At 70.2% G+C, this 7,573-nt stretch carries 7 protein-coding genes; 1 reads left to right on the top strand and 6 read right to left on the bottom strand.

Annotated features, from left to right (window positions below):
- Positions 1–37 precede the first annotated feature (37 nt).
- Positions 38–3,145, bottom strand: coding sequence for a DUF3369 domain-containing protein (locus I71_RS20395; protein ID WP_042697221.1), 3,108 nt, complete (start codon positions 3,143–3,145; stop codon positions 38–40).
- Positions 3,146–3,323: 178 nt separating this feature from the next.
- On the opposite strand from I71_RS20395, the gene I71_RS20400 reads away from it, so the two are divergent.
- Entirely contained in the window at positions 3,324–4,169 is an 846-nt protein-coding gene (locus I71_RS20400; protein WP_042697232.1) for a BglII/BstYI family type II restriction endonuclease, read from the top strand.
- Positions 4,170–4,187: 18 nt separating this feature from the next.
- On the opposite strand, the gene I71_RS20405 is transcribed toward I71_RS20400, so the two are convergent.
- From I71_RS20405 to I71_RS39955, 5 genes are all read right to left on the bottom strand, one after another.
- Complete coding sequence (locus I71_RS20405) at positions 4,188–4,850, bottom strand: LysE family translocator (protein ID WP_042697224.1); 663 nt, start codon at positions 4,848–4,850, stop codon at positions 4,188–4,190.
- A 48-nt stretch (positions 4,851–4,898) separates the two neighbouring features.
- Entirely contained in the window at positions 4,899–5,795 is an 897-nt protein-coding gene (locus I71_RS20410) for a lauroyl acyltransferase (RefSeq protein ID WP_042697226.1), read from the bottom strand.
- A complete protein-coding gene (gene lpxK, locus I71_RS20415) occupies positions 5,779–6,777 on the bottom strand; it encodes a tetraacyldisaccharide 4'-kinase (protein ID WP_042697229.1) in 999 nt (332 codons plus the stop codon). Before lpxK ends, I71_RS20410 begins: the two co-directional genes overlap by 17 nt.
- 14 nt (positions 6,778–6,791) lie before the next feature.
- Positions 6,792–7,157: a 3-deoxy-D-manno-octulosonic acid transferase gene (locus I71_RS39950; protein ID WP_244433947.1), complete on the bottom strand. Its 366-nt coding sequence runs from the start codon at positions 7,155–7,157 to the stop codon at positions 6,792–6,794.
- 69 nt (positions 7,158–7,226) lie between these two features.
- Positions 7,227–7,573, bottom strand: a 347-nt coding sequence (locus I71_RS39955) for a 3-deoxy-D-manno-octulosonic acid transferase (protein WP_375731211.1), incomplete at its 5' end; no start/stop codon positions are given.

A 7,573-nucleotide genomic window follows, 5' to 3' on the forward strand; every position in this document is an offset into this window, starting at 1 on the left:
CGCTACAGCCACTGCCACAGCTTCCGCCGGGGTGGGATCAGACCGTTTCGATGTGGGCGATCACGCGATCCAGCTCGACGCCGACGCGGGCGACCAGGGCGGTGATACCGTCAAGCCGGTGGTCGATCACCGCCAGCTCCACCGCGTCGGCGGCGGCGGCAAGGTCACGGGCCCCGACGGTGCGCGACGAACCCGCCAGCTTGTGGGCGGCCTGCCGCACCTCGTCCCAGATTTCGCCAGCCAGCGCATCGGTCAGCCAGCGATGCGAGACGCTGTTGGAGGCCACGAACTCGCCCAGCAGATGCCGGACGAACTCGCCGTCACCGTCGAACAGCGCGGTCAGCGCCTCATGGTCGAGCGGCGGCAGGCCGGCGGTCACAGGCGTTGGCGGAGAGGGCTGCTGAGGGGTCGGTTGCTGCAACTCTCCGGTCACCGACTCCACCCCATGCGACGGCTCGCCCTGCTCCTCCTGCTCCCAGGCCTCTCCCTCCAACGGAGGCAGGAAGCGGTCGACCACCCGGCGCAGGTCGGCAAGGCTGACCGGTTTGGCCAGCGTGTCGTCCATGCCCGCCAGCAGGCAGAGCTGCGCCTCGTTCTCCGTCGCATTGGCGGTGATGGCGACGATGGGCAGGCGCGGGCCTTCGGCGGCTCCCTTGGCGGCCGCTTCGGCGGCACGGATGCTGCGGGCCAGCTCCATGCCGTCCATTTCCGGCATCTGGCAGTCGGTCAGCAGCAGGCCGTGGCCGCCGGCCCGCCACAGCTCCAGCGCCTGGACACCGTCCTCCGCCGTTTCCATCACATGGCCGAGCAGGGTCAACTGGCGCTGGATGACCTGACGGTTGGTCGGATGATCCTCCGCCACCAGGATCAGCCGGCCCTGCGCCCGCGCCTCGTCCACCGTGGGCAGGCGGCGGCGGCCGGCCCCCAGAGTGGCGGGTTCCGGTTGGGGGTGCAGGTCGGGACGTCCACCCTCCCCCGCCGCCATCCGTCCGGCGGCGGCAAGGACGGCGCGGACCAGCCCGACCCGCCGCACCGGCCGGCCGAGAACCACGGTCCCGGCGCCCGACGCGACGAGTTCCGCCGCATCGCCGGCATTCACTGCGTCGCCGCCGATCAGCACACGCCCGCGCACACGCCCGCGCGGGTCGCGGTCCAGCGCCGCGACATCGGTGCCGAGCGTTGAGACCAGCACGTCGCAGGCCGCGGTGGGCAGCAGGGCGCGCAAGGCCGCATCGGCGTCGCCCGCCTCCACCAGCTGGGCGCCATCGGCGTTGAGATAGCGGGCGAGAAAGCCGCGCTCCTGCGCATCCGCCGCCAGCAGCAGGACGGTGACGCCCTGCAGCGGTGCCCGCTGTGCCGCCGCCGGTTCGGTCGCCGGAACCAGGTCGGCGCCGAAGGTGAACCAGAAGGTGGAGCCGACATTGACCTCGCTGGTGACGCCGATGTCGCCGCCCATCAGTTCGGCCAGGCGCCGGCAGATCGACAGCCCCAGCCCGGTGCCGCCGAAGCGGCGGGTGGTCGACGCCTCCGCCTGGGTGAAGGGGCGGAACAGATGAAGCTGATTGTCCTTGGAAATGCCGATGCCGGTATCGGTCACCGCGACACGGATGGTCACGCGGTCGCCGTCGAACTGCGCCAGCTCCACCCGCACGGTCACCGACCCGGACTGGGTGAACTTCACCGCGTTGCCGGCGATGTTGAACAGCACCTGCCGGATGCGGACCGGGTCGCCGACAACCTCGGCCGGCAGATCGGGGTCGATGTAGGTGACCAGCGACAGCCCCTTGGCCCGCGCGCCGGGCGCCAGGGTGTCGGCCACCCCCTCCACCACATTGGCGAGCGAGACCGGCACCCGTTCCAGGTCGAGCCGCCCCGCCTCGATCTTCGAGAAGTCGAGGATGTCGTTGATGATGGTCAGCAGGGCACCGGCCGATTCCCGCACCACGCTGACCAGTTCGCGCTGGTCGCCGGTCAGGCTGGTGTGTTCCAGCAACTCCAACATGCCCTGGATGCCGTTCATCGGCGTGCGGATCTCATGGCTCATGGTCGCCAGGAACAGCGACTTCGCCTGGTTGGCCGCCTCGGCTTCCGACCGCGCCGCCTCCGCCGCCTCGCGCGCCGCCACCAGATCCTGCGTCCGCTCCGCCACCTGCCGTTCCAGGCTGCGGTTCAGCTCGGTCAGCTCCTCGTACAGGTGGACGTTGTCGAAGCCGATGGCGACCTTGGCGCAGAACACCTCCAGCAGCCGGCGCTCGTCGGCGGTCAGTCCCCGCCCGTGATCGAGATAGACCGCAGTGTCGTGGCGCCGGGTGGCGGAGCGGAAGACCAGCACGCTGTGTCCGCGCTCATACCGGTTGCGGCCGTCGGCCAATGCCGCCATCACCGCCTGCGTGGCGTCGGGCGGCAGGGCGACGAGCAGCGGCTTGCCTTCCACCCCGGCATGGCAGCCGGCACCGCCCAGCACCAGCGGCTCAAGCTGCCGGGATCCTTCGGACAGGCGGCTGACCAGCGCCACCCCACCCACCGACACTCCGTTTGCCGGCGGGCAGACGCCGACGATCTGCGCCACGGCATGGCGGACGAACTCCGCCATCGTCCGCTTGCCCAGCAGGGTGGAGGAGGAGTCCAGGATGCGCTCCAGCCCCTCCCGGTGATCCTCGATGGCGGTGATGTCCTGATAGCCGCGCAAGGCCGCGACGACGGAGGTGAACAGCTTCTGCGCCGTCAGCTCCGTCTTCGATTTGTAGTCGTTGATGTCGTAGCTGAGGATGACGTCGCGCTCGGGCGCCTGCCCCGGCTGGCCGGTGCGCAGGATGATGCGCACACGGCGGTTGTTCAGCTCGTTGCGGATGTAGCGGACCAGCCGCAGGCCGGCATCGTCGGACTCCATCACGACGTCGAGCAGGATCACCGCGATGGCCGGGTTGTCGCGCAGCACCCCGCGCGCCTCCGCCGCGGTGGCGGCCGACAGGAACTGCGCCGGGCGCCCTTCGAAGGTGAAGCCGCGCAGGACCATCTTGGTGGTGGCGTGGATGGCGGGGTCGTCGTCGACGATCAGGACCAGCCAGGGTTCGACCGGTTCGACAGCCTCGGCCACCGCCTCGACGGCGGGCTCCTCCTCCGCGAACAGGAATTCATCGCTCATCACGGTCCCCCGGCGAACTGGCTGCGCATTTTCCAACCCCGGCGCGCGGGCGACCTTACCATATGTCGGGGAATGGCTGCCAGTTCAGCCCCTCCGCTGGTTGCGCCGGGCGGAAAGGGTGGATTTGCCGGGCCGCAGCCGCCATGGTGGCGCCGATTTCCATCGCGCATGTGCCGACATGAATCTGCTTGCCTGCATCCACGACAAGGCGCCGCTGATCGAGGCGCGGGATCCCGACCTGGGCGACCTGTTCCCGCCCGGCTTCCTCGACCTGTACGAGGTGCACAGCTACCGCAATGCCGCGCGCATCCTGGCCCATGCCTGCACGGCCGAGTTCCGCGAGATCACCGAACGGCTGATGGAGTTCCGCATCCGCACCGAGGACATCGTGGCGTCCGGCGGCAACAAATCGCAGATCGCCAAGACGATGGAGCGGATGCTGAACCCGCTGGGCTGGAACGAGACGCGCATCCGTGGCGACCTGTTCATCACCAAGATGATCGTGACGCATGAGGAAAAACGCCGCGTCGCCGGCAAGAACCGCGGCCAGACCGTGACCGAACAGCGCCAGCGCGAGGAGCTGTACAAGGTCAACGGCTTCATCGACGGGCACAAGATCGACTTCGTGAAGGGCCGCGTGTCCTTCGACCTGGAATGGAACAGCAAGGACCAGACCTTCGACCGCGACCTCTACGCCGCCCGCACCTTCTACGAATGCGGCATCATCAATGCCGGCGTCCTGCTGACCCGCAGCGCCGAGCTGATCCCGCTGTTCACCGAGGTGGCGCGACGGGTCGAAATGAAGAACTTCCAGAACAAGTACGGGGCCAGCACCACCTGGATGAAGAAGCTGCTCTACCGCCTGGACGCCGGCCGCGGCGGCGGTTGCCCGGTGCTGGCGCTCGGCATCCGTCCGGCGGTGGTGTCGGATTTCGAGGAGTGGAAGGACAGCCACCCGGTGGTGCGCCACGCGGCGACCTTCGACGTCGACACCGGGGCGGAGGACGAGGACGATCTGTGGTGAGGGTCTATTCGACCCTCCTCACGCAAACTTGCGGTCCGTCAGCAGCAGCCGCACCGCGAAGCCGAGGAACAGCACGCCGGCCAAACCGTCCAGCGCCGTGCGTACCCGCGGGCTGGACAGGACGCGGCGCGCGGCACCGGCGCTGAGCGCGGCGATGCCGACCAGATAGACGCCGCCCAGCACCGAGATGATGTTGCCGAGGATGAAGGTCTGCAACGCCACATGGCCCAGATCCGGGGCGATGAACTGCGGCACGAAGGCAAGCTGGAACAGGATGATCTTCGGGTTCAGCAGGTTGGTCAGCAGCGCCTGGACGAAGACGCGGCCGGCGGGGGCCGGGGCCGGGGTCTCGATGGACGGAGCCGGCTCGGCACCACGGCTGGTCCAAACGCTCCACAGCGAGCGCAGGCCGATCCAGGCCAGATAGGCGCCACCGGCATAGCGCAACAGGTCGAACAGCGATGCAGACGCCGCGATCAGGGCGGAGATCCCGGCGGCGGCCAGCAGCGAATGAACGGTGTTGCCGACACAGATCCCCAGCGTCGCCACCACACCCGCCTGCCGGCCGTCGGCGATGCTGCGGGTCAGCACCAGGAGCGAATCCGGTCCCGGCGCCAGGACCAGGACACAGACGGCCACCATATAAAGTTGCAGCAGATGCAGGTCGAGTGGCAGGGTCATCGCGGGACGGACCTTCGGGCGAGGGGCTCAGTGGAGGGGGTATGGTGCTCAGTCGGGCCAGCGGCGGTGGATCCACAGCCATTGCGCCGGCTTGTCGCGGATCCAATCCTCCAACAGGCGGTTCAGCCTTTCCATCAGAATTCGCGCATCGGCATTGCGGTCGCCGCTGGTCGGGTATTCCTCCGGCGGCAGGACGGTGACGCGGAAGCGGGCACCCTCCAGCCGTTCGGTCCGCGCCGGGCACAGCGGCAGTTGCATCTTCATGCCCAGCACGGCGGCGGCCGGAGCGGTCATGGCGTCGCGGCCGAAGAAAGGCACCGGGATACCGTCATTCATCTTCTGGTCGATCAGCATGCCGACATGGCCGCCCTTGGTCAGGTGGCGCAGCAGGATCCTGGCACCGTCCGGCCCCTTGGGGATCTGCATGCCGGTCGCCGCCCCGCGCAGCTTCACCAGCAGTTCACCGACCATCGGGTTGTTGGGCGCGCGATAGACCAACCCCAGTTCCAGCCCCAGCATGCGGGAGGCGACCGACTGGACCTCCCAGTTCGCCAGATGGCCGGAGACCAGGATACCGGCCTTGCCGTCCTCGCGCAGGGCGTCGACATGCTCGATGCCGATCACCTCGATCCGCTCGCGGCCGATCTGCTCCAGATGCGGATATTCGGCGATGGTGCGGCCGAGATTGTCCCACATGCCGCGCAGGATCTTGTCGATCTCCGCCCTGCCCTTCTCCGGGAAGGCGCGGGTCAGGTTGCGCCGGGCGCGGGCGTTGTTGGGCAGCCAGGGACCCACCATGCGCCCGATCCAACCGCCGAGCGCCGACGCGCGGTCGAGTGGCAGCGCCCGGAACAGACCGCAGACTGCCTGGACCAGTACCGCCTCCAGCGGATAGCCGATGCGGCGCGTCAGCCATCGCTGCAACGGGCTACGCGGCTTGGCCATCGGGGCTTCCTTTCAGCAACAGAGACGTCAGCAGCGCGGCGGGCGCGGCCTCCTCCGCCCAGCGCACCGTCACCGGCAGGACGGTGACCCTGGCGCGCAGATCGGGCGGCAGGCGGACGGCGTCCTTGGTTGTGGTGACGGGCAAGGCGCCCAGCGCCGCGGCGCGGTCGACCAGGGCCGAGACCTCGGCCGGGCGGTAGGGATGGTGGTCGGCGAACGGCACCCGCTCCTTGAGGCGGGCGCCGAGCGCTTCCAGGGTGGCGAAGAACTTTTCCGGCCGGCCGATCCCGGCGAAGGCCAGCAGGTCGCGGCCGGCGAGGCGGGCGGCAGCCTCCGGATCGGGCTCCAGCCGGGCAGACAGCACCGGGCGCCCGCCGGCCAGCGCCGCCAGACCGTGGCGGTCCTCGCCGAGGATCACCAGCGCGTCGGCGCGGGCAAGCCCGTCGGCCACCCGTTCGCGCAGCGGCCCGGCCGGCACCAGCCGGCCATTGCCGAAGCCGACCGCACCGTCGGCAACGATCAGCGCCAAATCCTTGTGCAGGGCCGGGTTCTGGAACCCGTCATCCATGACGATGGCGCCGGCGCCGGCAGCGGCGGCGCGTTCCGCCCCCGCCAGCCGGTCGCGCGCCACCCAACAGGGCGCCGCCCCTGCCAGCAGCAGCGCCTCGTCGCCGACATCGGCGGCGCTGTGGCGGCCAGGATCGACCGCCAGCGGACCGGTCTCGCGCCCGCCATGGCCACGGGTCAACGCATGGACGACGACGCCGCGCGCCTGCAACGCCGCGATCAGCGCCAGCCCGACCGGAGTCTTGCCGGCCCCGCCCGCCACCAGATTGCCGACGCAGGCCACCGGAATGCCGACACGGCGAGGAACGGTTGCGGCGATCCGCCGACGCCCAGCCAGCCCATAGAGTGCCCCCAGCGGCGCCAGCAGGGTGGAAGCCAGACCGGGCGGCCGGTACCAGAAGGCGGGGGTCTTCACGGCAGCGCGTCCCCTCAGGCGGCGGTCCGGATGCCGGCGGCGCCCAGCACCGGAGCCAGCGCCCCCACTGCGCGGTCGATGATCCGCCGGTTGTCCGCCGTCACCCGTGCCGCACCGGCGACGATGCGATCGCGCGCCCGCTCGTCGGTCAGCAGCCGGCGGGTCTCGCGGGTCAGGGCATCGCCGTCCGCGACCGGCAGCGCGCCCCCGGCGGCCTCCAGCATGTGGGTGATCTCGCCGAAATTGAACATGTGCGGACCATAGAGCACCGCGCAGCCCAGCTGCGCCGGCTCCACCGGATTCTGCCCGCCATGGGGGATGAAGGACCCCCCCATGCACACCACCGGAGCCGCCCGGTAGAACAGCCCGAGTTCCCCCATGGTATCGGCGATATAGACGGCATGCGCGGCCCCCGGCAGCCGATGCTCGGCCGTGCGCTGCAGGACCGGCTACCCGCGCGCCCGCATCAGCTCCGCGATGGCGTCGCCGCGATGGGCATGCCGCGGAACGATCACCGTCAGCAGGCCGGGCAGCACCGGCGCCAGCGCGGTGTGTACCGCGGCGGCGATCTCGTCCTCCCCCGGGTGGGAACTGGCGAGCATCCAGACCGGCCGGTCGGCCAGGGATGCCCGCAGCGGCTCCATCGCATCGTCTGCGGCGGGCGGCGGCTCGGCGGAGAATTTCAGGTTGCCGACACTGACGACTCGGGGAGCGCCCAATCGGCGCAGCAGCTCGGCATCGACTTCGGTCTGGGCCAGCGTGATCTGGAAGGTCGACAGCAGGCCGCCGATCAACC

Origin of the sequence: Azospirillum sp. B506 (assembly GCF_000333595.1) — a bacterium.
Classification (GTDB): Bacteria; Pseudomonadota; Alphaproteobacteria; order Azospirillales; family Azospirillaceae; genus Azospirillum.

Bases quoted from the DNA above. Each gene is read 5' to 3' on its own strand.
- I71_RS20405 (WP_042697224.1), bottom strand. From the start codon at position 4,850: ATGACCCTGCCACTCGACCTGCATCTGCTGCAACTTTATATGGTGGCC.
- I71_RS20395 (WP_042697221.1), bottom strand. From the start codon at position 3,145: ATGAGCGATGAATTCCTGTTCGCGGAGGAGGAGCCCGCCGTCGAGGCG.
- I71_RS39950 (WP_244433947.1), bottom strand. From the start codon at position 7,157: ATGGGGGAACTCGGGCTGTTCTACCGGGCGGCTCCGGTGGTGTGCATG.
- I71_RS20400 (WP_042697232.1), top strand. From the start codon at position 3,324: ATGAATCTGCTTGCCTGCATCCACGACAAGGCGCCGCTGATCGAGGCG.
- I71_RS20410 (WP_042697226.1), bottom strand. From the start codon at position 5,795: ATGGCCAAGCCGCGTAGCCCGTTGCAGCGATGGCTGACGCGCCGCATC.